Source organism: Paenibacillus sp. FSL R7-0273, from assembly GCF_000758625.1.
Classification (GTDB): domain Bacteria; phylum Bacillota; class Bacilli; order Paenibacillales; family Paenibacillaceae; genus Paenibacillus_AQ.
The window spans coordinates 5880622-5905954 of the sequence record NZ_CP009283.1 but is presented as its reverse complement, the minus strand read 5'-3'; the positions used below and the strand labels follow the sequence as shown (position 1 = coordinate 5905954).

The following is a 25333-nucleotide window of genomic DNA, read 5'->3' as shown; positions in this document are numbered from 1 at the left end:
GCCCTTGATTTGTAGCTGCTGTCCGCTAAGCCGCATTAGCCACGCCTAAATTTATAACCGCCGTCTGCTTACATCCGCTCCGGCTGCGGCAGGCCGAGCACCTCCAGCACCTCACCGAGCGTTGTCTGGAATCTGTACGTAAGCCAGAGGCGGAAGGCAACGGATTCTGCCCCGCCTTTTAGAATCGGGCAGGCGGAGTAAAAGTTGTTGAACAGCGAAGCCAGCGTATGCGCATAATTGCAGACCGTATTCGGCGTCAGCTGAACACTTGCGGTGTAAAGTGTGTCCTGCCAATTGCTGAGATGCCTCAGCAGGGCGAGCTCGGCTTTTTGCAGCTCTGCCGGGAAGGCGGGGAGGACAGGTGCTGCAGCCGCACCCTTACTAAGCACACTGCCTGCACGCGCATAGGTGTACATCAGGTACACGCCTGTGTTGCCGGAAATCTCGGTCGCCTGCTTGAAGTCGAAGATAATCTCCGTCCCCAGATTAAAACGCAGCAGATAATAACGGATGGCAGCGGTGGCGATGAGCCGGCTGGACAGGCCGTTTTTGTCAGAACGGGTGGCTTCTATCGTATTCTCCATCAGCTGCACCAGCTCAGCCACCTTGATGCCGATACCCTGGCGGCCGGACATGGCGTAGGAGGCTTTGCCTTCCGAAATGTCGATGCCAAGCTCTGCTGCGGATGCCGGACTGAGTGAAACTACGCCGTAGCTGACATGATGCAATTTTTCGGCCTGCTCCGTGAATCCAAGCACCTCCAGTGCCTGCTTGACCATCGCCTGCGGATACTCCTGTCTATAGTCGATAACATTTACCACCCGGTCAGCCTTGCCAAAAGCCCTCTGCTCTCCGGTCAGCCCCGTGGTCCACAGCCCGCTATTAAACTCACTGTAGCTGAAGTCCTTGTCCAGCAGCCCGAACTTCCAGAGATGATAGGCAATATCCTTGGCGGTGTAGGTTAAAATCCCGTTCGAGCGCACCAGCACCTTATCCTTATGATGCTCCTCCGCATCAGACCCGTCCGTATCCTCTCCCGCAGCCTGCTTGAGAATCCAGCAGCCCGCCAGCTTGCCCTCACGTTCCTGCACGAACACCTCGGTCTGTGCCAGCAGCGCGAAAGCCGAAGCCCAAAAGCCCTCCTTCAATATATTGCTCTCCCAGACCAGGAGATCATAACGGATACCAAAAGCCTTCATCTCCGCAACATGCTCCCGCACAATCCGCTCAGCAACCAGACTGCCCAGCCAGGCCGTATTGCCGCTGCCCTCCTCGAGGCCATGAAGAATCTCTGTCCGTTTGTGCACACTCTCCGGATGCAGTGCGTACTCTTTGTTCACACCGGCGTAGATATCCCAGCAGTAATCGCCAAACCGGACATGCCCGACCGACAGCGGCACATGAAGCAGCCCGACCACCGTATCCGCCAGCTGATTGCCGAGATCATCCACATAGTTATGGACCTCGGCGTTATACCCGGTTTTCCGCAAAATCCGGACCAGCGCATCCCCGATACAGGCATTTCTAAGATGACCTACGTGCATGGATTTGTTCGGGTTCACAGAAGTATGCTCGATGATTACCTTTTCCCCTGCAGCCGCAGGGAGTTCAAAGTCTCGTCCGGCCCATTCCTGCCAGTTGATGTACAGGTTAATGAAGCCCGGAGCGGCGGTGTCGATTTTGGCGAAAAGGCTGTTTAAACCTCCAGTGTGACTGATTTCTGTTGTTATCAGCTCTGCAATAGCCATAGGGGCTTTACGGAGTAATTTGGCTAGCTGCATAGCGATGTTAGTGGAATAGTCGCCATAATCAGGATTGGCCGGCTGCTCCAGCACAATGGCGGGCTGATCCGCTGCTGCGGTCCCGAGCTTCGTAAATACCTGCTGTACACTTTGTTCCAGAGCGTTTTTGATAAGCTGGCTTAACATAAATGTATGACCTCCTAAATGGGTAAAGCGTCCGCACACAATTTTGCATTATCCATGAACCGGCGCCCCTGTGCATAAGAAAAAGCCCTCATCTCTCAAAAGAGACGAAGGCCTGATTAGCGCTCGCGGTACCACTCTAGTTGCTAAACCTCTGTTTAGCCGCTCATAAGATAACGGTCTTCAGCCGGGGCTTCCTACTGTTGGTTCAGAAGTCCATCTCCCGGGTGCGCTTCATGGGCTGATCTGTACCGGTTTCCACCATTCCCGGCTCGCTGAGACTAGATCAGGCACACTACTATCCCGTTCATCGATTGCATATGGATTTTTATCAGTATAGCGAATTTCAGGGAGAAAGCAAGGGCCGGGAGAGAGAAAGTTGAAAAATATTAATCTGAGGTCGGTGCTGCAGTCAGGTCTTTTATATCTGTGGAGCCGTAGATCAGCAGAGCAATTACAATAACCAGCAGAAGCCCGCCGGCGAAATTCTCCCCGTCAAAATCCTCTTTTCCCATGAGCGCTATCCCCCTTTATGCAGGTTGAAGATGCTGCCGTCTATGTGTTATCCGCTTTTTGCTTCAGGGCGGTCATGATCTCTTGGAGCGTCAGGCTGCTGTTATCGTCGAGAAAGCTGACCAGCTTATCCACATTGCTCTGGCTCAGATTACTCAGTGATTTATATTTGCCGACCAGGCTGACAAGCAGCGAAGCATCCGTGAACATCTGAATGGAGTCTACCTTCAGCTTGCCGGTCAGGAGGAGCGCTGCAACCGCAAATTCCAGCCCTTTTGGGGTTTGTGCTTTGGGGTTTGCCGGCGGCTTTTTTGCAGTTGTCTTCTTTCCTTTGCCGGGAGGGGGCATGAGACTCCCTTCTTCCTTATGCAACTTTTCAGGAAAGCAGCAGCACGATAGGCATTCTCTCCTTATGCACAGCTTATGCGGATTTGGATATTTTGGTGTATGCAGCCTGTCTCATGTCCACACCGCCGGTCCTGCGCCGGAATAGTAATATAGTGTGCGTTTCATTAGAAGCGCCGATAGATTCACAGCTTAAATTTCATAGATGGGAGAATGGAAAGGAGGAAGGAAACAGGATGGCAATATTATCAACCGGACCGATCGAGAACAGTCCTGTATCGGGAGTCAGACCAGCCCAGCTTGTGACAATACGGATTAACAACCGTTCTTCCCAGACGGCAGCCAGCGTTCTGATTGAAGGCTTCTATTTTACCGGAATCAGAAATCTGTACGTTAGTGAGGTTATCAATGTGGCTCCTGATGAGGCTGTGACCCGGAACTATTTTGCGGATCTGGACGGATATGAGTTTGTCTTTACAACCAGTGGAATTATGGATGCTGATCTGGCGGTCTCAGTGTGGGGCAAGCAGACAGACGGACAGCTGGTGGAAGCTCACCGTGTGGCCTCCCGCGAGATCATGAATTAATACAGATTTTATAGGAAAAGGAGAGTTGCACAGATGAGTTTTTATTCTACTGGACCGATAGAAAACAACATGGTTGCAGGCGCAAGACCCACCACACAAGTTACGCTCCGTGTAGATAACCGCAGCGACATAACTGCTTCTAACGTGCTTGTACAGGGTTACTATCTGCTTGGCGGTGTAAGAAACCTGTATGTCAGCGAGACGCTTAATCTCGCACCGAACCAGGTGATTACGAATAACTATTATGCGGATCTGGATGGCTTTGAGTTTTTGTTTGTTACGCCTACCGACCCGCCGGATGATCCGATTCAAATCTCTTTATGGGGCAAAAGCAGCACGGGTGAGCTGGTAACAGCTCATCGTCTGGTCTCAGCCGAGCTTATGGGTGAGATTCCCGGCGTTACAGGTGCAACAGGAGCAACCGGGCCGGCCGGCGCAACAGGCGCAACTGGCCCTGGCGGCGGAGAGCCTGGCGCGACGGGAGCAACAGGTGCCACTGGTGCAGCCGGAGCGACGGGGGCAACGGGTGTAACCGGGACGACTGGCGCAGGAGTGACCGGTGCCACAGGTGCGACAGGCACGGCAGGAGCGACTGGGGTTACGGGAGCTACGGGCACGGCAGGAGCGACTGGGGTTACGGGAGCTACGGGCACGGCAGGAGCGACTGGGGTTACAGGAGCTACGGGCACGGCAGGAGCGACTGGGGTTACAGGAGCTACGGGTACGGTAGGAGCGACTGGGGTTACGGGAGCTACGGGCACGGCAGGAGCGACTGGGGTTACAGGAGCGACAGGCACGGCAGGAGCGACCGGGGTTACGGGAGCTACAGGCACGGCAGGAGCGACCGGGGTTACAGGAGCTACGGGTACGGCAGGAGCGACTGGGGTTACAGGTGCGACAGGCACGGCGGGAGCGACTGGGGTTACGGGAGCTACAGGCGTAGCAGGTACTACAGGGGCGACCGGTGTGACCGGGCCAACAGGCTCCGGCGCTATTATCCCTTACGCATCCGGACTTCCGGCTGCCTTGACTACTGTACTTGGCGGTCTGCTGAATACTTCCAGCTTGATCGGCTTTGGCAACAGTGCGACCGGTGTAACCATTACCGGCGGGGTCATTGACCTCACAGGTGCGGCAGGCACACTGCTCAACTTTGCCTTCTCTGTACCTCGTGCGGGTACAATTACTTCACTGGCCGGCTATTTCAGCACAACAGCGGCATTGTCACTGGTAGGCTCGACGGTTACAATAACCGCTCAGCTGTTCCGCTCGACAACGCCGAATAATACCTTTACAGCTGTACCGGGTGCGCTGGTTACGCTGGCTCCGCCACTGACCGGTGTCCTCGCTCTGGGTACAATCAGCAGCGGCCTTACTTCGGGGCTGAGCATTCCGGTTGCTGCGGGTGACCGTCTGCTGATGGTCTTCTCGTCCTCAGTTACAGCCGGACTTGATATAGCTTCTACTGTCGCTGGATACGCAAGTGGCGGCCTGACCATTGTCTAAGCCAGGCATCTATAAAACTAACTAATGTAAAAAGAGGGACTTCATCAGCCGCCGGCTGGGAAGTCTCTTTTTTATTGATAATACTGGCGGAACCTTGCCGCGAGACAAAGTCTCTGTCAGAGGGAAAAATCCCACTAACCACACTAAACCCGTGCCCGAAACGCCGGAATAGAGGGGAAAATCCCACTAACCGCACCAAACCCGTGCCCAAAACCCTGAAATAGAGGGAAAAATCCCACTAACCGCACCAAACCCGTGCCCGAAATCCCGGAATAGAGGGGGAAATCCCATTAACACACAAAAAAACCGGGCCGCACGGGCCCGGTTAACTCAAAGATTTATACCAAATCGCAAGCCTCAGCCGGCATCCAGTGCGCGTCCTGGCCGTCCCATTTGACATTGCAGCCGATGGGATTGGTCAGCGGCGTGCTGATTGCTTGTCCGGCGAGCAGCTCTGACAGCGCCTTATCCAGATCGTTAACGGTCATTTTGTCCGTTTCACGAGGATTATCGACGCCGCGGCCGGTGTAGACCAGCTTGCGCTCCTGATCAAATACAAAGAAATGCGGCGTACGCAGCGCACCGTAAGCCCGCGCAGTGTCCTGTGTCTCGTCGCGGAGATAGAGCCACGGGAATTTCTGCTCTTCCATCCGCACCACCATGTGCTCAAAGGAATCGTTAGGATGGGTAGCTTCGCTGTTGGCGTTGATGCCGGCAAAAGCGACACCGTGCTCGCGGTATTTTTCCGCTGTCTGGCGCGTGACCTCATCCGAGCCGACGACGAACGGGCAATGATTGCAGGTGAAGAAGATAACCAGTGCTTTTGCCGTGGCGAAGCTGTCCAGTGAATAGGTCTGGCCGTCTGTTGCCCTCAGGCTGAAGTCAGGAGCGGAAGATCCAAGTTCCAGGGTAAAGCTCATGTTAATGCACCTCCGGTAGAATAGTATAAAACCATTAAGAGAGAAGCGGCAGAAGGCCGGACGGCCTGCTGCTTAAGCAGTAACAATCCCTGTCATTATACTTTATTTGCCACTCCACTACCAAACCTGCAATAGAGTTAGAGCATCAGAATGTCGCGGATATCCTGCTCGGTCAGGGCGGACAGCGCCTCTGCCCCGGGCTGGATAACCTCCTCGATCAGATTTTTTTTCTTCTGCTGCAGCTCGTACATCTTGTCCTCCACGGTGCCTTGGGCGACCAGCCTGATGACCTGCACGACCTTTTTCTGTCCGATCCGGTGGGCCCGGTCGGCAGCCTGCTGCTCAACAGCCGGATTCCACCACAGATCATAGAGGATCACCGTGTCTGCTCCGGTCAGGTTGAGGCCGGTGCCGCCGGCTTTTAAGGACACAAGGAACAGGTCGCCTTCACCCTCGTTGAACCTGCTGCACAGCTCCACACGCTGGGCTGCCGGCGTCTTGCCGTCCAGATAAAAGTGCCGGACGCCCTGCAGCGCAAGCTCCCGTCCAATCATCCCGAGCATCTCCGTGAACTGGGAGAAGATCAGCATCCGCTTGCCGGAGCTGCGGCATTCCTCAATAATCTCCAGCAGCTGGTCAAATTTAGCCGAGCCTCCGGCATAGTCCTCGACGAACAGGGCGGGATGGCAGCAGAGCTGGCGCAGCCGGGTAATCCCCGCGAGCACCTTGATCCGGCCGTGGCCGAAGCCCTCGTTGTCGAGATGCTTCAGCGCCTCCTTCCGCAGTCTGGCGAGATAAGCGACGTACAGCTTTTTCTGCTCAGGCAGGAGCTCGGAGGCATGCAGGGATTCGATTTTATCCGGCAGCTCCTTGAGCACATCGCTCTTTAGACGGCGCAGCAGGAACGGGCGGGTCCGCTTGGCGACCGTTTCGCGCGGCAGATCATGGAACGCTTTTTTGCCGGGGAACAGGCCCGGGAAGACCACACTGTAAATGGACCACAGATCCTCCAGCGCATTCTCAACCGGCGTTCCTGTAAGGGCGAAACGGTAGCGGGCCTGCAATATTTTTACCGCCTGCGCGGTCTGGGTGGCATGGTTCTTGATCATTTGCGCCTCATCGAGAATCAGCGTGTGGAACGACAGCCGCGCATAACGCTCAATATCCCGCCGGAGCAGCGGATACGAGGTGATAATGACGTCGGTGTCAGCACCGCTGCGTACCGCTTTGCTGCGCTCACTCAGATTTCCGTCAGCGATAACCGCCCTGATCTCGGGGGCGAACCGCTGCAGCTCATTCCGCCAGTTGTAGAGCAGCGAAGCAGGCGCGACGATCAGGGCGGGCTTGCCCCCCTTGCGGATATCCGGCAGCTCGGAGAGGAGGAAGGCGATGCTCTGCAGTGTTTTGCCGAGTCCCATATCGTCAGCTAGAATGCCGCCGAACCGGTAATGGGCCAGCGTCTTCATCCACTGGAAGCCGAACTGCTGATAGTCACGAAGCACGGAAGCAAGGCTGTCCGGCAGCGGAAAATCGAGATTTTCGGGACTGGCCATATTGGCCATCAGCCGCCGGAAGGAGCGCCCGATGGTAACGGCATCACCATGCTTGGCATCAGGATTGAGCTGCAGGCCCTGTATTAAAGGCAGAGTGAACTGGAGCTTCGTAAAAGGCACACTGTTGACCCCGAGCTCATTCATGAACTCAATAATCTGCAGCAGCTCCGCACTCTCCAGCGGCAGCAGCGCACCGTCCGGAAGCCGGTAGTATCTGCGCTTTTCACGCAGTGCCTCCAGAATCTGTACAACCTCGCTCTCCGGTATGCCCTGCATGGCAAACTTGAATTCCAGCCAGTCGGTTTTTTCATTCCAGGTCAGTACAGCCTTAGGGATATAGGTGTCGGCGGCAATTCTGGCTTTGACGGCGGTGGTGGCATATACCTGAAGCAGCGGCTCGAGAAGCGGGATCGTATGATAGAGAAAATCATATTCCCCTTCTTCATTGTTCATAATGTAGCCGCCTTCTGTCCGGACAAAAGATTCATGCTCCATCAGCCCGAGAATCCGCCGCTCAGCCTCCCCGTCACGCATCAGGATCACCTCGCTGCCCCGGCTGCGGCTGTCCTCCTCCAGCGGATTGATCACAATACCGCCATACTGGAACTCGAGGCCGGCAAGCAGCCGGTCCCTTACCCGGTCGAGATACAGCCGCGCCTGCAGCTGGGTCTGGACTATCCGGCCTGCGATAGCTTCGGCAATATGCACGCGGCCAAGCTTTTTGAGTCCGGGAATAACCTGCTCCATAAAAGGCTCCATCTGCTCCGGGGCAATGGCCAGCCCGTCCTTGCGTGCGGCTGCCAGCATCCGCTTCAGCTCCGAAAGCCTGCGGCATTCCTCTGTCCCGAGCTTCAGCAGCCTGCCGCCGGATAATACCAGGCCGTAATCCTCCAGCACCATAATCTCCGCCATACCCTGAATATCAAGCCGGTAGCCTTCCCCGGACGCCTGGTCAAACGCGAAGTCGAGCGGGGGAGCCTCAGCGGACAGCTGCAGCTTCTCCATAATCAGATCACCCTGCTGCAGATAGGCGGAGGGGGCAGCGAGCAGTACCGGAAGCAGTGCTTCCCAGAATACCGGAGGAACTGCCAGCACGCGGTCTCCGCCCATTCCGCCGGATTGTACAGCATAGGGATTAACACCGGCCCGGTACAGCTGTTCATTGGCTGATATTTCGATCAGCTTCAGCAGCACGGCATTGTCTTCTTTGTCGAACGAATGCAGTGCGGGGTCATAGCTGAAATGTCTGGAGAACTCGAAGGGCTCGCGGCGCTGTACCCGGTCTAGGAAGGTTCTGATCTTCTGTACAATATAGGGGCGCTTAGGCCCGACCTTGAGCTCAATGCCAAGCATTTGTGTGCGGTGGCTGATGGTCACCGGCTTGCAGATGAACTCCACCTGCAGCGGGGTCCGGAGATCCGAGTAGCTTCCGGTAACGCTGGGGCGGGGGCGGCTGTTGCTGCTGCCGTCCGCGAACACCTCCAGCATACCGCTTACGAGCTGCCGGTCTCCTGAACGTTCAGCAACCCCCGGGCTGCTGACGGGAGCATTGCGCGGGGTGAGTACACCGGCTTCTGCCGGAGTGGGGTCAGGCAGCTGCGAAGGCTGATCTTCATCAACGGCAGCAGCAGTATCACCTTCCTCCAGCCGGAGAATGCCGACCAGCCCGGCTGCAATATGCCTGCAAAAGGCGCCGCCGTGATAGTAGGCAGGGCAGGTGCACTCCGCATTCACGTCCCCGTCGGCATCAATGGTCAGCGCTGCCTCATAGCTCTCCAGTCCATGAATCTCCGCACGGTATATGGAGTATTCAAGCCTGTTGTTATTCTCTATATAAGTCAGCCGGACTCGGCCCGCATCGTAATAGGCGCGGCCCTTGTCCAGCGCTTCACTGCCGCATAGCAGGCGGATTACCCGCTCCGGCACGTAATATCCCATGGTTAAGATCACTTCCTTACATCGTTCTGAACAAGCGTCACGAATGACCATAGTATCCATCTTATCAGAACAGGCGTACGCCGTGAAAGAGCAGTCCAGATTGTTACAGATAGCAGCGTAAGAGTGCAGCCGCTGCCTGCAAGCCAAAAAGCCATCACGGAAGTCTTGCTTCCATAATGGCTGATTACTCCGGAATTATCCGGAGAGCACGGTCAGACCTTACTCACGCAGCGCCGGACCGCCGATCCCGTGCAGCATGAAGCTGATCAGCAGACTGATCTCTTCCTCATCATCCCAGTCCTTTTCCGGCATCAGCAGCAGGCGGGCCAGCAGGTAGCCGATCACGGAGGAAATGGTGAACCGGATAATGGCCGGGGTAGGGGCATTGATAACCTCACCTTTAGCCTTGAAATGCTCCGTAATTGAAGTGACACGCTCCAGCACCTGGGCCAGGACATTCTCGGCAAACTGCTCCCGCAGTGCAGGCTGAAAGGGGATCTCCTGGACGAGAATCCGGATAATCTTGAAGTTCTTACGGGCAAAATCAAGCCGGTTCACAATAAAAGCCCGCAAAAACGCTTCATAGCTCTCAAACGGCATATCCAGCACACCTTTGAAATTACGCATCACGAACGGGGCGATCATCCGGCTCATTGCCGGGCCGACTATGGACAGGAGCAGGTCTTTTTTTGTTTTGTAATAGCGGAAAATAGTCCCTTCAGCTACGCCGGCCTTTTGGGCGATTTCACTGGTGGATGCCGCCGAAAATCCTTTATCGGAAAAAATCTCAATAGCCGCCTCCAGAATGGAGATCTGCTTCGGCGTCATCTGCCCCTCATCCTTGAGGGCCGTAAACTCTTCAATCCACTGCTCTTTTTCACGCTGCTCCGCATTCTCGTTCTTCATAATCTGGTCCTCCACAAATGATTGCTCTTCCGTCTATAGTAACATGCCCGCTTATGAAGTAACACCGGAGCTACATTCTGCGGTGCTTGCGGAGGGCCAGCACGTTAAGCACCATGAACAGCAGGGAAAAGCCGATCAGCACATAGGCATTCAGAGCGATGGAGCTCCAGCCTTTGCCGCGGATCATAATATCCATCAGCGCCTGGGCGCCGTAATAGATAGGTGTCGCCAGGCCGGTCCGCTGAAGCCACAGCGGCAGAGTATCTAGCGGAAACAGGCCGCTCAAAAAAATCTGCGGTACAATGACCAGCGGAATGAACTGGATCATCTGCAGCTCATTGCCGGCGAATGCCGAGAGCAGTGTACCGAGAGTGAGCGCTGTAATCGCCAGGAGCAGTGTGATGAGCAGGACGTAGCCGAAGCTGCCGGCCATCATAATGCCGAGCACCTGGACCGAGAACCAGGAGATCAGCAGCGCCTGGACAACCGTAAAAATCCCGAAGCCGCCGACATACCCGAGCACAATCTCCCAGCGCTTCAGCGGAGTGGAGAGCAGGCGTTCCAGCGTACCGGTCGTCCGCTCCCGCAGGAAGGAAACACCGGCAATCAGGAAGACGAAAAAGAAGACAAACACGCCGATCATAATCGGCCCGAACCGGTCGATCGTCGTCATATCCTCAGATCCGTACATGTAGCTGACCGACGGCTGAAGCAGCCCTTGACTGGAGGCGGCCGGCTGCAGCTGCAGAATTGCTTCCTGCAGAGCCTGCATGACGGCGCGGTTAGCGGCCGGATTGCTGCCCTCCAGGGTAATTGCGGGTGCTGTTCCTTCAACGGTAATCAAAGCATCAATGCTGCTGTCACGCAGGGCAGCCTCTCCTTGTTCAGCGGTAGTAAAACTTATAACAGTAGCGTCCTGTTCCTCCAGCGCAGAGGTGAAGACAGCAGCGCCTCCGCTAACGCCGATATTCGGCTTGTAAGCCTCACTGTTAAAAACAAGGCTCATCAGGCTGAGCACGAGCAGGGGAGCGATGAACATCAGCGCCATCGTCCGTTTATCATGAATGAACTGCCGCAGAATACGCAGAGTTATCGCACGGATTCTCATTTGCGGGCACCTCCATAGGTTACAAAAGCTTCCTCGATCGTTGCCGAGCCGGCAGCCTGCATTAATCCTGCCGGAGTATCTACCGCCAGCAGCTCACCGTCCCGGATCATGCCGAGCCGGTCGCATTTTTCTGCCTCATCCATAACGTGAGTAGTCAGCACGATGGTGGTTCCCTGTTGGTTGAGCGACCGCAGCTCCTTCCAGATCGACTGGCGCAGCAGCGGGTCAATTCCTACAGTAGGCTCATCCAGAATGAGCAGCGAAGGCTCATGCAGCAGGGCAATGGCCAGCGACAGCCGGCGCTTCATCCCGCCGGAGTACTGGTCCACGCGCTTGCGCAGATGCTCCTGCAGGTTGACCAGCTCCATCACATCGCCGATCCGCCGCGTGCGGTTCCCGCCCTTCAGCCCGTAGAGGGCTGCGAAGAACTCCAGATTCTCCTTCGCGCTAAGCTCCGTATACAAAGCATCCGACTGGGCCATATAACCGATTTGCTGCAGCATCGTGAGCTTGGGCATCGTGACACCCATAACCTGTACGTCACCGGAGCTAGCCTCGTCGATACCGGTCAGCAGCTTAACCAATGTAGTCTTGCCCGAACCCGACGGGCCCAGCAGCCCGAACGTCTCCGCACGGTTCACCTGAAGGCTGATATCCTTCAGCACGGTTTTGCTGCCAAAAGCCCTGCTGACGTGGTTTACGGAAATAACCGGAGCATCCTGTCTCATGTCGATCTCCTCGATTCCATTATAATGAGTGAGTACTCACTCATTATTGTAGCGGGTTGCCTGCAAATTGTAAATTATTATTTGCGGAGGGTGGAGAACGAGCGGGAATGGGTCAAGTAACGGTAAAAGTCCCGTTGTTTCCGCGCTAAGTGGGCGGGAGCGGGCCAAGTAACGGTAAAAGTCCCGTTGTTTCCGCGCTAAGCGGCGGGAGCGTGCCAAGTAACGGTAAAAGTCCCGTTGTTTCCGCGCTAAGCGGCGGGAGCGGGCCGAGTAACGGTAAAAGTCCCTTTGTTTCCGCGCTAAGCGGGCGGGAGGGGCCAAGTAACGGTAAAAGTCCCGTTGTTTCCGCGCTAAGCGGCGGGAGCGGGCCGAGTAACGGTAAAAGTCCCGTTGTTTCCGCGCTAAACGGGCGGGAGCGGGCCAAGTAACGGTAAAAGTCCCGTTGTTTCCGTGCTAAGCGGCGGGAGCGGGCCGAGTAACGGTAAAAGTCCCATTGTTTCCGCGCTAAGCGGCGGGAGCGGGCCAAGTAACGGTAAAAGTCCCGTTGTTTCCGCGCTAAACGGGCGGGAATGGTCAAGTAACGGTAAAAGTCCCGTTGTTTCCGCGCTAAGCGGGCGGGAGCGGGCCAAGTAACGGTAAAAGTCCCGTTGTTTCCGCGCTAAACGGGCGGGAATGGTCAAGTAACGGTAAGAGTCCCGTTGTTTCCGCACTAAACGGGCGGGAATGGGTCAAGTAACGGTAAAAGTCCCGTTGTTTCCGTGCTAAGCGGGCGGGAGCGGGCCGAGTAACGGTAAAAGTCCCGTTGTTTTCGTCCTAAGCGTGGTTTTATCTGCTCCTGCATTTGCAGCAGCAGATAATGGATTAGTTAACGAGTAGTTAAACTGATTAGTTAGAGCATCAGTTTAGCTCGAGCATCTGGTTAGTTAGAGCATCTCATTTGTTTGGATATCTGATTAGGTGGAGCATTTGGATAGTTAGAGCAACTGATGGGTTTTAGCATCGGCCTATTTTTAACATCTATTATGTTCAAATAATTTGCCCGCTGGATCAACCGTTTCATTTGCGATTTTATATAAAATTTGTAGAAACCGTTTGCTATACAGCCAAAAAGGTTAATTACCTCTATATACTTCATTCATATTTATTTCATTCACATTATTTACCCAACTCACTCTATTCACTCTATTCACTCTATTCACTCTATTCACTCTATTCACTCTGCCACCCAACCCACTCCATACACCCTACTATTCCAGCCGCACAACTAATCACGCTCGCGCCTTTGTCTTCTCTCACCCTAATACCGACTAGGAGGATTCTACCGATGCCTACCAAGAAACCTGTGCTTCCCCTGCTGATTATGCTGGCCGCCAGCCTGAGCCTCAGTGCGTGCAGCCGGACGGAGAGCGGCGGTGCGGAGAACCGGCATTTTCATACGCTGGCTGAGGAGCAGATTGTTGAGCCGCAGTATTTTCCGGACGATTTGCCGATTCCTGAGGGTGCGGGTATTACGTTTACGGAGGGGGAACTGGTGGACGGCAAGAAGTCCTCGATGCTGATCTACGAGACTGAGCAGACGATGGCAGCGCTGGGCACCACTTATATGAAATATATTGCGGACAAGGCACTGGAGAGCGGTACACAAATTGTGGACAAAAACAATATTCTCATCAGCGGTAAAGCGCCGGGCAGCTACTCTTACTCGATTATCGGCAGCAGCTCTGCGGCGAACCCCGGGGGTGCCGAAATTATAGTAACCTGGATCGAGAACTGACATTGCTTATTGAATTTTTTGCAGAGGATTTTACATAGCGTTTACCAAAGAGCTATCCCCAGGGTATTACGGGGCTGGTTTTTTTGTGCTAGTTAATATTTGCCAAACAATCCTCTCGAACAGAATTCACACTGATAGAAGAAAATAACAGTAGCAGTTACCTATAGGAAAAGGGTGAATCTAATTGAGAAATAGTAAATGGTTCAGCGCGGCTTTAGCTTCTGCACTTCTTGTAACAGGGGGAGCGGGCAGTATTGTAGGAGCGGGTAGCGCTAGTGCCGCAGCCGTCGCCAGTACAGTGAAAACAGGTACAGCCACTTGGACTGTAAACAGCAATCCGGCCCAGTTCAGCACCATCGACAGCAGCGGTTACAAGCTGTATTCGCTAAGCCAGGTAGCCGGTGAGCTTGGTGCCAAGCTGATTCTCACAAACGGCGGCTTTGAATTAAATGACAGCAAAGGATTACATACAGTACAGCTTCAGGCAGGCTCCAAAAGCTATGTGGTAGACGGTGCAGCACAGCAGTTTACGGTAGCGCCTGTTGTATACAACGGAAAAGTGTACGTAGAGCTGACCAAGCTCGTAACCGCTCTGGGCGGTGAGCTTTCGGCTGAAGGCCAGGAGATTCTGAGCTTTGCCCGTCCGGAAGGCCAGTTCGATACCCTGCACTGGACCGCAGACGGCAGCATCATTGCGAACAAAAGCGATTCCGAAACAGCACAGCTGCTCAAATTCAGCGCTTATCCGGGTGACTATGAAGTGTTTTCTTCTAATGAAAGTGCACTGGATTTCGCAGTTTCCGCTGACCAGAAATGGGGCGCATTTACGGATGAGACAGGCCAGCTGAAGCTAATCAACCTGGCGAACGGTGCGATTTCCTCCCTCGGTACCGATACAAGCGTGAAGACAGACCTGGTCTGGTCGCAGGACGGCAAAACGATCTACTTCATCCAGGGCGACAAGCAGGAAAAGATTGCCCAAATCGCGGTTGAGACCGGAACGGTTAAAGCTGTGCTTGAGGATAAGGTGGAAAACAAATCCGAACTCCGTCTTGCTGCTGATGCAAAAAGCGTAGTTTATATCGTCAATGTAACGGGCGTAGCCAAAAATGATGCCGACAGCACCGAGGATTCCCTGACTGTAGACTACAGTAAAGCAGGAGAGCAGCTCTACAAACTGGACATCGTAACCAAGGATGCTAAGCCAAAAGCACTGACTACAGAGCTCGACAACAAGCTGTATCCTGAAATTCTTGCTAACGGCGGCGTGGTCTATCTGAGTGCTGATGCGGAAGGAAATGCGGCTAACACCCTGAAATCGATCAGCGCAGACGGAGCCATTACAAACATTGCACTGGATACGGAAGCAACCTGGTCTGCCGGAGTAGCTACAGGTCTTGTTGTATCCGGTATGGCTGCAGACGGAAGCACTACGATCTACTCCATTGACGCAAGCGGTAATAAAACGGTGCTGTTCCAGACAGCTGAAGATGTATCCGAGGTTGCGGTATCCCATGACGCCAGCAGGCTGGCAGTAGTAAGTGACGGTAAAGTCCTGCTGATCCAGGGCGGCAAGGCGCTGCAGCTGACTAAATAAGACACGTCCCTCATAGCCCACACAATATAACGGCATAGCGCCGGGAGGAGAATTCAGATCATGAAGCTTTTCAAAAAATTTACGGTAACGGCTCTGACAGCAGTGATTGCTGTGACAGCAACATTCGCGGGGATTGCATCGGCAGCCGACACCCTCAAGGGTAAAATCACCATCAACGGCTCCACGGCACTGCTTCCGCTCACCTTGCAGGCGGCTAAGGAATTCCAGAAGCTGCACCCTAAGGTGAAAATCGCTGCATCCGGCAAAGGCTCCGTAACCGGACCGCAGGCTGTTAAAAAAGGCATCGCTGACATCGGTGCCTGCGACTGGGATGCAAGCGTCGACGTTCCGGGCTTCAAGGCTTTTGACGGACAGGTAGCGAACAAGGTAGCGGTTATTCCTTTTGCCACCATCGTTAACAAAAACGTCGGCGTAGACAACCTGACTACGGAGCAGCTGGCCGGTATTTTCTCCGGTAAAATCACGAACTGGAAGGAAGTCGGCGGTTCGGACGCCAACATCGTGGTTATCACCCGTTCTTTCGGTTCCGGTACACGCGTTAACTACCAGGCTAAGGCGCTGGGCGGCGGCGACATCGTGAAGAAAGAAAAGAACTACAAGGAAACCGGCTCCAGCGGTGACATGAAAACTGCCGTTGCCACTACTCCGAACGCTATCGGCTACATTGACCTTGTCTACGTAACCGGCAGCGACATCAAGGCTGTGAAGCACAACGGTATCGCAGCTACTACGGATAACGTAATCAACGGCTCATACAAGATCTGGGCATACGGCTACTACATGACTAAGGGCCAGCCAACCGGCGCGACCAAGGAATTCATCGAATATGTACAGAGCAAGAAGTTCCAGAACGGCTCGCTCAAAAAGCTTAAGTTCATCCCGATCGCAGCAATGAAAGGCTAAACCAAAAGCTTCATTATATTGAACGGTAACAGCGGCCAGCTCCGGAACATACGGGGTTGGCCGCTTACAGGAGGGAAAGTATGGGGGCACCCGTCCAAAGCCTGGCATCCCAGACGCCAAAGAAGGCTGAGCACAGTATCATTAATGACAAACGCCACAGAAGACATCTGCTTGGCAACCGGTTATCGCGTTATTATTTCTTTTTTAGCATCCTGGCGCTTTGTTTCGTGCTTGGACTTGTCATTGTATTCATTGGAAAAACAGCGCTGCTGCTGTTCGGGGATGTCTCTCCGGCCGAGTTCTTCCTGTCCTTTAACTGGACACCGGAGGAGGAGGTTTTTGGTGCGGCTGCCTTTATAGTCAATACATTAATTCTAACTGCGCTTACCCTGCTGATTGCAGTGCCTGTCTCTGTCGGGATGGCTGTGCTCTGTGCGGAGATCGCCCCCAAGTGGATGAAAAGCTTTATCCGCCCCGTGCTCGATCTGCTTGTCGGCATTCCTTCTATAGTATACGGCTATCTTGGTCTCACCGTACTGCTGCCTTTCCTGCGCAGAGTCAGCGGTGAAGGGCTGGGCGACGGCGTTCTGGCTGCTGCGCTGGTTCTGGCGCTGATGGTGCTGCCGACAATCTGCCGGATCAGCGATGATGCCATTATTGCCGTACCGCGCAAATTCCGCGATGCGGCCTACGCCCTCGGCTCCACCCGTCTGCAGGTCATTATGCGGGTTGTGCTGCCGGCGGCCAAGCGGGGGATCATCTCGGCGATCATCCTGGGGATGACCCGTGCAGTCGGTGAAACAATGGCGGTGGTCATGGTAATCGGGAATACGCCGCAGCTGGCTAAAAGCCTGTTCACCCCGTCCTCCGTACTGACCAGCAATATTGTTATGCAGATTTCGAACGTGGAATTCGATTCGAACTGGAACTACGCGCTGCATATGATGGCCTTCCTGCTGCTGCTGATTTCCTTTGTGCTGATTCTTATTATCCGAGTAATCGGCCGGAAAAGGGAGGATGCGTGATGAATTTTACCCGTAATCCTCATACTGCACGCTCCCGGCGCAACAACCAGCTTGCGACCTACGGCTTCTATGCCCTGGGTGCGCTGGTTATGCTGCTGATCTTCTGGCTGCTCTTTACCATTCTCGGCAAAGGCTTGCCGCAGCTCAGACCGGAGTTCCTGTTCAAGCTCCCGGAGGAGATTGATCCGGGCGGCGGGATCGGGCCGGTCCTGTTCAACTCCTTCTATATCCTGTTCATCTCCCTGCTGATATCCATTCCGATCGGACTGGGAGCCGGGATCTATATGGCGGAGTATGCTCCGGATAACCGTTTTACCGGCGCGCTGCGCATCTGCGTGGAGTCGCTGTCCTCCGTACCTTCGATCGTGTTCGGTCTCCTGGGTCTGGCCATCTTCGCCGAATATTTCGGCATCGGCCTGACCATCCTCGGCGGCGGTGTCTCCTTGGCTCTGCTTAACCTGCCGATGCTGGCCCGCGTAACCGAGGAAGCGGTGCGGGCCGTTCCCGGTGACATCCGGGAAGCCGGCTATGCGCTGGGGATGACCAAATTCCACGTCATCCGCAAGGTTGTACTGCCGGTGGCCCTGCCGGCCATCGTTACCGGCATCTGCCTTGTGGCCGGACGCGCCTTCGGGGAGTCGGCGGTCATTATACTGACCGCCGGCCTCAGCACCTCCGGCGAAATGTGGGACTTCAACCTGTTCTCCCCGGGTGAGACCCTGGCGGTGCATCTCTGGTATGTGCAGTCCGAGGCCATTGTCGAAGACGCGCGGCAGATCGCCGACAAGTCGGCGGCAGTGCTGGTCTTCGTTGTGCTGCTGATCAACTTTATTTTCCGGTTCCCGCTGTGGCTGGGCAACCGCAAAAGAGGGAACTAATAGAGAGGCTTACCGGCTGTCCGTGGTGGTAATTTGCACTCCGGACAGCTTTTTTTTGGTAATAAAGAATGGGGTCCCCGCAAAGCACCTGATTCAGCATCCTTGTAAGGGCCCCACCTTGTGGGGTTATTTGGCGTTTCTCCGCCTGCGGCTGTTTATCAATTGCTTAAAATTATTAATAATAATAGAATGAAGCAACAGGCATATAATGCCGTTTTTCGACAATTATGCAGTAACCTGGAGGTGCAGATCTGATGCCGGACCGGATGAATGAGCAGGAGCTGAACCAGCTGATCAATATGCTGGAGCTTTCGGAGAATGTGGATGAAGAGGCGCTTGATGCATCCTTTGCTGAACCTGACCTTGATAATGATCTCGGAGGCCGCGTGCTCGTCCGTGCGGGTAAAATCTTTGTCCAGGACCCGCTGCCCGGCGGCAGTCCTGCAGTCATTACAGCTGCGGCTCCGGTCGTAGTCCTTGTCAACGGACAGCCGGTTACAGGTCCTGCCGAGGTGACCTCACTCGATAAGATCGAATGGTCGATCACGGAGCCGCCGCTGTATAAGATTCATGTATCCGAGGATCACCTGCAGGCTTTTTTCACCCTGTATTCCACGCGGCGTTACCAGTGGAAGCTGAATGACTGCTATTCGTCCAGCATGATTGAGGTGGGGGCGGCGATGGATACGGATACTGTAATAGAGCTGCTGGGCTTGAATCAGATTATTGCCGACTTTGAGCAGCGGGGCATTATGCAGAATCTGAACATCTCCGGCATTCATGCCGAGCTGCAGAACCCGACATACCAGCCGATTACAGCAGCTAAGGGGAGGGCGGCAGTCCCGGGGGAGAATGCGTCGCTGGAGCTGTTTTTTTCCGAGACGATTGAGAACGATTTCAGTGAAATCGAAGGCCAGGTGGACTTCCGCAGCCATCTCCGCATTCCGTCTGTGATCAGGGGCCAGGTCATTGCCCGCAGGCTTCCTTTTGTAGAGGGCATTCCGGGCTGTGACGTGTACGGGGAAATCCTGTATCCGCCGCGTCCGGGCGATATTACGATAGCTGCCCATAATAACACGGTGCTGCTGATCAACAACGAGATTCGTGCGCTGCGCGAGGGCCGCCCCCGGGTGACCGGGGAGAAGGTCAAATCTTTTGACATTACAACGACCTATACGGTGCCGGGCAATGTCAGCATCAAGACGGGCAATATTCTGTTCTCGGGTGATGTGGTGGTGCGGGGGAACGTTGAGGACAATATGATTATTGAATCGCTCGGCAATGTGTACGTAGAGGGCAGCGTCTATAACTCAACCATTACCGCCACCGGAAGTATTGTCGTAAAAGGAAACGTCGTTAACAGCAATCTGTATTCCGGCTATTTCGGCGTGATGTACAACCGGATTTTTAACTGCTCCAAGCTGTTAATTGAAGAAGCGATGCTGCTGAAAAAAGCGGTCCGCATGCTCATCCAGGCCGTCCAGGCCCGCAAGCAGAGTGTAAAATACGGCCAGGCCGTCGTGCTGCTGCTGGAGAGCAAGTTTCAGAAAATTCCCGAGCTGATTAAAGAGCTGCTCTCGGTGCTGGCAACGGTGCAGGCCTCGTATCATCAGGATCTGGAGCAGACGCTGCATTTTCTGAAGCTGATGCTGAAGCCGGTGCAGCTCATTGACTTCATGAACGAGGCCTCGCTGAGCGGTGTGATCAACATGATCGAGGAGCTGCACGCGGGCGTGGCCCGGATGCAGGAGAATAAGGTGGAGGTCAACATCGGCAAATGCCAGAACAGTACGCTCAAATCTAACGGAGATATCATTATCCACCGTGACGGTATTGTGCAGAGCGAGCTGTTCTCTTCGGGCAATATCAGCTTCCGCAAGGTGTTTGCGGTGTGCCGGGGCTCCAGGCTGGAGGCGGGCGGCAGCATCAGTGCGTATTATGTCGGCGGCGAGAGCGGGGCTCAGTCCTATCTGAAGGCCAAGCACAGTATCACCGTGCGTAAAATCTACCTCGGCCGCATCACCATCGACCGCTACGCCGCAGATATCACCACGCCGCTGGAGAACATTACGTTCGACGCGGACAATATCCGCATAATCAAGCTGCGGATGGAGTCGGAGTAACGAAGCGTATGCTCCCACGTCCCCCGGAATGGGGTTCTCATCCCGCCGGAACGCAAAAACAGCCTCCCCGAAGGAAGGCTGTCAGTGCTTGTTACGTCCCGGAAGGGATTCGAACCCCCGACCGTGCGCTTAGAAGGCGCATGCTCTATCCGGCTGAGCTACCGGGACATGAATACTCAAAAGCAAGCAAAAATTATGTTATCACATATGAATAACTTTATCAACTTGTTTTTTTGAATGCGTTGCAGGATATGCTATAATCTACAATTGATCATGGATCGGATAAAAAGGAGGTGCCCTCATTAATCAATTCAATTCCCCCGCCAAAGAGAATATCGTGCTGTTTCCGAAGACGCTGGATTATTACCAGATTCAGCTTACGGTCATGCTGGAGAGTGAGCGTTACGGGGAAGCGATGGAGCTGCTGCGGTTTCTGCTGCAATGCCAGGGACAGGAAGAGCGGCACTATGAGGAATGGCAGTCGCTGCTGGACTGGCTGGAGGCGGCTTTTCCCTATGATGCCCGGAGCAACGGCGCAGATCATGCAGAATCCGGCGAGGAGCAGGATCTGAAGGAAGAGGATATGGCGCGTATTTTGGCGAAATCCAAGCTGGAGGAAGATGCGGGCTACCCTGACAAGCTGCTGCGCAAGGTCATGCAGGAGCCGCTGTCGGAAGGAACAATTCTGGCGCTGGAGCAGCTATCGTATCTTGAGGGCAGTCATGTGGATGACACGCTGACGAATTGGCTGCAGAAGACACCTGTACATCCGCTGCTGCAGTTCCGTACACTGCAGACGCTGAAGAAGCGCGGGGTGCAGGGCGTGATCAGGCTGGCCCGCGGCAGCGAGCTGGCGCAGATTGAGATTGAAGCGGTGCCGCTGCAGAATGACGATTTTCCGCCGCAGGTCGCCCAGGTGATGGAGCGGGTAGCGGAGCAGGCCGAGGTGCACGAGCCTACGCTGTACTATTTTGCCCAGGAGCTCTGGGGGCAGTTTATGATGTCGATATACGGGTCGGGCGATTACCGCAAGCTGCTGGACGGCGGCGATGACCTGCTTGATATCTGGGCCGGCGCGCTGCATCAGCTGGTGTCTGAGAGCCTGAACGGAACCCGGCAGGAGGAAGAGACGCGGGCCATGTACGGCATTACGGACAGCATGCGCTTTCAATTTGAAGGGGCCTACAGGTCCCTGAGGGGATTTGTTAAGAGTTCCATACTTGATAAATAAAGCAATGTTGTATATAATATAATGGTTATTCTGTGCGTGAAAAATGTGATTATCTAAACTAACATGCAACCTATTTTTGGAGGGAAAAGTATATTATGAAAGCAACCTGGGAAAAAATAGAGAAGAACCTTGGAGTTCTTGAAGTCGAAGTAGAAGCAGAGCGCGTAGCTGCTGCCCTCGACAAAGCTTTTAATAAAGTAGTTAAGAAAGCAAACGTACCTGGCTTCCGTAAAGGTAAAGTGCCGCGGCCGATCTTTGAATCCCGTTTCGGTGTAGAGAGCCTCTACCAGGATGCAATCGACATCCTTCTTCCTGAAGTATACGGCGAAGCTGTTGAGCAGGCTGACATCTTCCCTGTTGACCGTCCTGAAGTGGACATCGAGCAATTCGCTAAAGGCCAAGCCTTCATCTTCAAAGCGAAGATCACCGTTAAGCCTGAAGTGAAGCTGGGCCAGTACAAAGGCCTGGAAGTTCCTGCCCAGAAGGCAGAAGTTACTGAAGACGAGCTGAACGCTGAACTGAAACGCCTGCAGGAGCGTCACGCTGAGCTGGTTGTTGTTGAAGAAGAAGCGGCAGTTAATGGCGACATCGCTGTTATTGACTTTGACGGTTCCGTTGACGGCGTTCCTTTCGAGGGCGGTTCGGCTGAGCGTCATTCTCTGGAGCTTGGCAGCAACTCCTTCATCCCTGGCTTCGAAGAGCAGGTTGTAGGTATGGCTACTGGCGATTTCAAGGATGTTGAAGTAACTTTCCCTGAGAGCTACCATGCAGAGAACCTTGCCGGCAAGGCTGCAGTATTCAAAGTGAAGCTGCACGAAATCAAACGCAAACAGCTTCCTGAGCTGGATGATGAGTTCGCTAAGGATGTAAGTGAATTCGACACTCTTGAAGAATACAAGGCAGACCTGAAGGCACAGCTGGAATCCCGCAAGCAGGAAGAACTGAAAGGCACCCGTGAGAATGCAGTAGTTGATGCAGCGGCTGCTAACGCAGAAGTTGAAATTCCTGAAGCGATGATCAACAGCGAAGTAGCGAACATGGTTCGTGATTTCGACAACCGTCTTCGACAGCAGGGCATGAACATGGACATGTTCCTCAGCTTCTCCGGCCAGACCCGTGAAGATCTTGAAGGCCAGATGAAGGGCGATGCCGAGAAGCGCGTCCGCAACAACCTGGTTCTTGAAGTGATCGCGAAGGAAGAGAACATCGAAGTTTCTGAAGAAGAAGTAACACAGGAGCTTGCCAGCATGGCTGAATCCTTCAAGCGTTCGCCTGAAGAGATCCGCAGCATCCTGGCAGCGAACGGTTCCCTGAGCAGCCTGAACGAAGAAATCTCCCTGCGCAAAACCATCGACCTGCTTGTATCAAGCAGCGTTGAAGTTGAAGCGCCAGCAGCTGAAGAAGCAAGCGCTGAGTAAGTTCAGCTGTAAACTCCATTTTACCTAGAGCGGCCAGGCAAGTCGGCCTCCATAATAGCAGTCAATAAGGCACGTAAGTTCTGTTACGTGCCTTATTTTTTATCGGCGGCCGGGTGTTTGGGTGTGTATAAGGGTCTGGGTGTACATAACCGGAAGGTGTAATTGGCATTCTGGCAGGAAGTACGCTATAATGGCATGCACGCGGGTTTATCAGCTTTTGCAGAGAGAAGTGATGCCGTTCCTGAGTGGACGGGCAAGCTGCTTCTGCTTGTAAAGTGAAAAAATGACATCCCGCTGCGAACGTGTTAAACTATTTCTGAAACGGCAAGACTAATCTGTATAGAGAAAAGAGGTTGGTGGCATGAGTCTGGTACCTATGGTTGTGGAATCAACTAATCGTGGCGAACGCTCATACGATATTTATTCCCGGTTGCTTAAGGACCGCATTATCTTCCTGAGCAATGCGATTGACGATGATGTTGCCAATCTGGTTATTGCCCAGCTGCTGTTTCTGGCTGCGGATGACCCGGAAAAAGACATACACCTGTACATCAACTCACCCGGTGGTTCTGTGACAGCCGGCATGGGTATATATGATACGATGCAATATATCAAACCGGATGTTTCCACCATTTGCGTCGGGATGGCAGCCAGTATGGGCTCCCTGCTGCTTACAGCCGGAGCGCCAGGCAAGAGATATGCACTGACCAACAGTGAGGTTATGATTCATCAGCCGCTCGGCGGTGTTCAGGGGCAGGCATCCGATATTTGGATTCATACAGACTGGATTCTCAAGACGAGACAGAAGTTGAATCAGATTTATGTGGATCGCACAGGTCAACCCCTTGAAAAAATCGAACGGGATACGGACCGCGATAACTTCATGAGCGCGGAAGAAGCGAAGGATTACGGGCTTATTGACCAGGTACTCTCTTCACCGATCATATCTTAAAGGGGTGGTAAGATGTTTAAGTTTAATGATGAAAAAGGGCAGCTGAAATGTTCCTTTTGCGGTAAATCACAGGAGCAGGTCCGCAAGCTTGTAGCAGGACCAGGCGTTTATATATGCGATGAGTGCATCGAGCTGTGCACGGAAATCGTTGAGGAAGAGCTCGGCCATGAGGAAGAGCTGGATCTGAAGGATATTCCGAAGCCGAAGGAAATCCGCGACATTCTGGATCAGTACGTAATCGGCCAGGAGCAGGCGAAGAAATCGCTCTCCGTTGCTGTATACAATCACTACAAGCGTGTTAACAGCCAGAGCAAGATTGAGGATGTTGAGCTGACTAAGAGTAACATCCTGCTGCTCGGTCCGACCGGCTCCGGTAAGACCCTGCTGGCTCAGACTATGGCGAAGATCATCAACGTGCCTTTTGCCATTGCTGACGCGACTTCCCTGACGGAAGCCGGTTATGTGGGCGAGGATGTTGAGAACATTCTGCTCAAGCTGATTCAGGCTGCAGATTATGATGTTGAGAAGGCCGAGCGCGGCATTATCTATATTGACGAAATTGACAAGGTAGCCCGCAAATCCGAGAATCCGTCGATTACACGTGACGTTTCCGGTGAAGGTGTACAGCAGGCGCTGCTGAAGATTCTGGAAGGCACAGTGGCTTCCGTTCCTCCGCAAGGCGGACGTAAGCACCCTCACCAGGAATTCATTCAGATCGACACGACGAACATTCTGTTCATCGTCGGCGGTGCTTTTGACGGTCTGGAGCAGATGATCAAACGCCGTATCGGCAAAAAAGTCATCGGCTTTAACGCAGCCATGGAAGGCCAGAAGGATCTCAAGGCCGGCGAATACCTGTCCATGGTATTGCCTGAGGATCTGCTGAAGTTCGGTCTGATCCCTGAGTTTGTCGGCCGTCTGCCGGTTATCTCCACCTTGGAGCCGCTTGATGAAACGACGCTGGTACGCATTCTCTCCGAACCGAAGAATGCACTGACCAAGCAGTACATTAAGCTGCTGGAGATGGACAACGTAGCCCTGAAGTTTGAGCCGCAGGCCCTGGAAGCTATTGCCAAGGAAGCGATCAAACGCAACACAGGTGCCCGCGGTCTGCGTGCCATCATCGAGAGCATCATGCTCGATGTAATGTACGAGGTTCCGTCACGCGACGATATTAAGGACTGCGTGATCACGGAGCAGGTTGTCCAGGAGAAGGCTTTGCCTGAGCTGGGCATTAAGAAGGACAAAAAGAAAGAGGAAAGCGCCTAAGAGCCGCTGGCCTTACAATAAATTACATCACAGCCTCCACCGTTCTCCCGCTTAGCCCGCTTCACCGCGGAACGGGAGGGGTGGAGCTTTGATCGTTATGGGGGAGAGAGAAA

At 54.0% G+C, this 25333-nt stretch carries 20 protein-coding genes, 1 tRNA gene and 1 other annotated feature; of the genes, 12 read left to right on the top strand and 9 right to left on the bottom strand.

The genetic code is table 11. From position 1 onward, the window contains the following. Positions 1-68: 68 nt before the first annotated feature. From R70723_RS25355 to R70723_RS25350, 3 genes are all read right to left on the bottom strand, one after another. Positions 69-1928, bottom strand: coding sequence for an arginine--tRNA ligase (locus R70723_RS25355; RefSeq protein WP_039876596.1), 1860 nt, complete (start codon positions 1926-1928; stop codon positions 69-71). Positions 1929-2025: 97 nt separating this feature from the next. Continuing rightward, positions 2026-2245, bottom strand: a binding site (T-box leader). Between the two features lie 69 nt (positions 2246-2314). Next, complete coding sequence (locus tag R70723_RS34300; RefSeq protein ID WP_256704630.1) at positions 2315-2440, bottom strand: hypothetical protein; 126 nt, start codon at positions 2438-2440, stop codon at positions 2315-2317. A 40-nt stretch (positions 2441-2480) separates the two neighbouring features. Continuing rightward, positions 2481-2786: a hypothetical protein gene (locus tag R70723_RS25350; protein WP_039876595.1), complete on the bottom strand. Its 306-nt coding sequence runs from the start codon at positions 2784-2786 to the stop codon at positions 2481-2483. Between the two features lie 233 nt (positions 2787-3019). Between R70723_RS25350 and R70723_RS25345 the strand changes: the two genes are divergently transcribed. Further along, a complete protein-coding gene (locus R70723_RS25345) occupies positions 3020-3370 on the top strand; it encodes a hypothetical protein (RefSeq protein ID WP_039876593.1) in 351 nt (116 codons plus the stop codon). 33 nt (positions 3371-3403) lie between these two features. After that, entirely contained in the window at positions 3404-4876 is a 1473-nt protein-coding gene (locus R70723_RS25340; RefSeq protein WP_039876589.1) for an exosporium glycoprotein BclB-related protein, read from the top strand. A 338-nt stretch (positions 4877-5214) separates the two neighbouring features. Here R70723_RS25340 and R70723_RS25335 read toward each other — a convergent pair whose 3' ends face one another. The 5 genes from R70723_RS25335 to R70723_RS25315 all read right to left on the bottom strand — a co-directional run bounded on the left by R70723_RS25335 (position 5215) and on the right by R70723_RS25315 (position 12029). Next, positions 5215-5796, bottom strand: coding sequence for a thioredoxin family protein (locus R70723_RS25335; protein ID WP_039876587.1), 582 nt, complete (start codon positions 5794-5796; stop codon positions 5215-5217). Between the two features lie 137 nt (positions 5797-5933). Further along, a complete protein-coding gene (locus R70723_RS25330) occupies positions 5934-9287 on the bottom strand; it encodes a DEAD/DEAH box helicase (RefSeq protein WP_039876586.1) in 3354 nt (1117 codons plus the stop codon). A gap of 219 nt (positions 9288-9506) precedes the next feature. Then, on the bottom strand, positions 9507-10193 hold the full coding sequence (locus tag R70723_RS25325; RefSeq protein ID WP_039876584.1) for a TetR/AcrR family transcriptional regulator: 687 nt from the start codon (positions 10191-10193) through the stop codon (positions 9507-9509). Between the two features lie 70 nt (positions 10194-10263). Next, a complete protein-coding gene (locus tag R70723_RS25320) occupies positions 10264-11301 on the bottom strand; it encodes an ABC transporter permease (protein ID WP_039876581.1) in 1038 nt (345 codons plus the stop codon). Continuing rightward, the gene (locus R70723_RS25315) at positions 11298-12029 is read right to left on the bottom strand and encodes an ABC transporter ATP-binding protein (protein ID WP_039876579.1); all 732 of its coding nucleotides are present in this window, start codon (positions 12027-12029) and stop codon (positions 11298-11300) included. Before R70723_RS25315 ends, R70723_RS25320 begins: the two co-directional genes overlap by 4 nt. Positions 12030-13353: 1324 nt before the next feature. Between R70723_RS25315 and R70723_RS25310 the strand changes: the two genes are divergently transcribed. From R70723_RS25310 to R70723_RS25285, 6 genes are all read left to right on the top strand, one after another. Further along, positions 13354-13803 carry a hypothetical protein gene (locus tag R70723_RS25310; RefSeq protein WP_039876577.1) on the top strand — a complete coding sequence of 150 codons (450 nt, stop codon included), beginning with the start codon at positions 13354-13356 and terminating at the stop codon, positions 13801-13803. Positions 13804-13987: 184 nt separating this feature from the next. Further along, complete coding sequence (locus R70723_RS25305; RefSeq protein WP_144027111.1) at positions 13988-15400, top strand: stalk domain-containing protein; 1413 nt, start codon at positions 13988-13990, stop codon at positions 15398-15400. A gap of 60 nt (positions 15401-15460) precedes the next feature. Then, positions 15461-16324 carry a phosphate ABC transporter substrate-binding protein gene (locus R70723_RS25300; protein WP_039876573.1) on the top strand — a complete coding sequence of 288 codons (864 nt, stop codon included), beginning with the start codon at positions 15461-15463 and terminating at the stop codon, positions 16322-16324. A gap of 80 nt (positions 16325-16404) precedes the next feature. After that, a complete protein-coding gene (pstC, locus tag R70723_RS25295; protein ID WP_039876571.1) occupies positions 16405-17349 on the top strand; it encodes a phosphate ABC transporter permease subunit PstC in 945 nt (314 codons plus the stop codon). Further along, positions 17349-18227 carry a phosphate ABC transporter permease PstA gene (pstA, locus tag R70723_RS25290; protein WP_039876569.1) on the top strand — a complete coding sequence of 293 codons (879 nt, stop codon included), beginning with the start codon at positions 17349-17351 and terminating at the stop codon, positions 18225-18227. The genes pstC and pstA overlap by 1 nt, the downstream gene beginning before the upstream one ends. 254 nt (positions 18228-18481) lie before the next feature. Beyond that, positions 18482-20350 carry a FapA family protein gene (locus R70723_RS25285; protein WP_039876566.1) on the top strand — a complete coding sequence of 623 codons (1869 nt, stop codon included), beginning with the start codon at positions 18482-18484 and terminating at the stop codon, positions 20348-20350. 94 nt (positions 20351-20444) lie between these two features. On the opposite strand, the gene R70723_RS25280 is transcribed toward R70723_RS25285, so the two are convergent. Beyond that, positions 20445-20518: transfer RNA gene (locus R70723_RS25280), tRNA-Arg, on the bottom strand. Between the two features lie 217 nt (positions 20519-20735). Between R70723_RS25280 and R70723_RS25275 the strand changes: the two genes are divergently transcribed. The 4 genes from R70723_RS25275 (at position 20736) to clpX (ending at position 25220) form a co-directional block, all read left to right on the top strand. Beyond that, on the top strand, positions 20736-21581 hold the full coding sequence (locus tag R70723_RS25275; RefSeq protein WP_039879259.1) for a hypothetical protein: 846 nt from the start codon (positions 20736-20738) through the stop codon (positions 21579-21581). A gap of 95 nt (positions 21582-21676) precedes the next feature. Then, positions 21677-22999 carry a trigger factor gene (tig, locus tag R70723_RS25270; RefSeq protein WP_039876562.1) on the top strand — a complete coding sequence of 441 codons (1323 nt, stop codon included), beginning with the start codon at positions 21677-21679 and terminating at the stop codon, positions 22997-22999. A gap of 361 nt (positions 23000-23360) precedes the next feature. Beyond that, on the top strand, positions 23361-23951 hold the full coding sequence (clpP, locus tag R70723_RS25265) for an ATP-dependent Clp endopeptidase proteolytic subunit ClpP (protein ID WP_039876559.1): 591 nt from the start codon (positions 23361-23363) through the stop codon (positions 23949-23951). A 12-nt stretch (positions 23952-23963) separates the two neighbouring features. Then, positions 23964-25220 carry an ATP-dependent protease ATP-binding subunit ClpX gene (gene clpX, locus R70723_RS25260; protein ID WP_039876556.1) on the top strand — a complete coding sequence of 419 codons (1257 nt, stop codon included), beginning with the start codon at positions 23964-23966 and terminating at the stop codon, positions 25218-25220. Positions 25221-25333: the final 113 nt, after the last annotated feature.